The 1,506-nt window shown below is 71.0% G+C and carries 1 protein-coding gene; it reads right to left on the bottom strand.

The window, feature by feature from the left end:
- Positions 1-1,506 (bottom strand): condensation domain-containing protein (locus ACF1FZ_RS35050; protein WP_391777409.1); only part of this gene is annotated, 1,506 nt, incomplete at both ends.

The raw sequence follows: 1,506 nt of genomic DNA, 5'->3' as shown, positions 1-1,506 counted from the left end.
ACCCACCGACACCGCGGCCAACCGCTCCCGCTCCCCCACCGACCGCACATCCACCTCGGCCAACACGGCATCCGGGCACTCCACCAACGCGGAGACGACGGAGGCGAGGCGCTCGGTGAAGTAGCGGGCTGTGCCGTCCGCGTAGAGATCGGTGTTGTAGGTGAGGTAGCCGGTGATGGTGGCCTCGCCCTGCTCCAGGTGAAGGGAGAAGTCGAACTGAGTGCCGGCCGGCGGGATGTCGAGACGGCTGACGGTCAGACCGGTCAGGTGCAGGTTCCTCGAGGGGGCTTCGTTGAGGGCCAGCATCGTCTGGAACAGGGGGCTGCGTGCCTGCCCGTCGTCGGCGGCGAGCGCCGTGTGCCGGACGATCTCCTCGAAGGGTGTCTTGGCGTGCTCGTGTGCTTCCACGAGGGCTTCGTGGGTGGCACGCAGTGCCTCCGCGAGCGTCGCCCGCGGGTCGAGGGTCCGGCGCAGGGGCAGGGTGTTGGTGAAGAAGCCCAGGATGCCGGCGGTGTCGGGATGAACACGGCCGCTGGTCGGGATGCCGATGGTCACGTCGTCGCTGCCCGACAGGGCGCCCAGGACGACGGTGACCGCGGTGGCGACAACGGCGAACGGGGTTGTGCCGGTGCGGCGTGCGATGCCCCCGACCGCCTCGGCGCTCAGTTCCACCGGGACGGCCGCACCGTTGTGGGTTCGCCGTGCGGGACGCGGGTGATCGGTCGGGACGTCCAGAGGGCGCACTCCCGCGAGCCGCTCACGCCAGTGCGCGAGCCCTTCCTCGTCCTCGGACGTCGGCTCGGCAGCTCGCATCTGGGCGAAGTCGCCGTAGTGGAGGGTGAGAGCTGGGGGCAGGGGGCGGCCTTGGTCGAAGGCGGCGTATACGACGGCGATCTCGTCCAGCAGGCGGGTGAGTGTCCAGCCGTCGGCGATGGTGTGGTGCAGGGACAGCAGGAGCAGGTGGACGTCCTCGGCGCGGCGGACGATCCGCGCACGGAAGAGCGGGCCTTCGGCGAGGTCCACCGCGGAGTGACGCCAGTACGTCAGCAGTTCGGCCTCGTCGCACTCCGGGGACGCGTACGGGTCGTCCGAAGAAGCGTCTGCCACGGTGCCGGACCAGACGGGGTGGACGACCTGGACGATCTCGCCGTTCTCCTCGCGCAGGGTGGTCCGCAGCACCTCGTGGCGGCGGGCGACCTCTTCGATAGCCCGTGCCAGGGCAGGGGCGTCGAGCCGGCCGGTGATCCTGGCGCCGCCGTTCAGGGTGTAGGCGAGATTCGCCTGCGGGTCCAGGGCGCACAGCAGCCACAGTCGCTTCTGGCCGGACGTGGCGGGGAAGACGACAGTGCCGTCGGGGTTCGGGATGCGCGGTGCGACCGGAATGGGCGGGCGGGCCTTACCCGGCCGGTCCAGGTGGGCGGCGAGGTCGGTGAGGGTGGGGTGTTCGAAGACGAGGTGGAGCGGGATGTGGGCGCCGAGGGCCTCGCCGAGCCGGTGGGTGAGGCG

The sequence above is a fragment of the Streptomyces sp. NPDC014623 genome (assembly GCF_043088245.1).
Taxonomy (GTDB): domain Bacteria; phylum Actinomycetota; class Actinomycetes; order Streptomycetales; family Streptomycetaceae; genus Streptomyces.
Note: the sequence above shows the minus strand (reverse complement) of the source record. Positions and strands in the feature narration are given on the sequence as shown.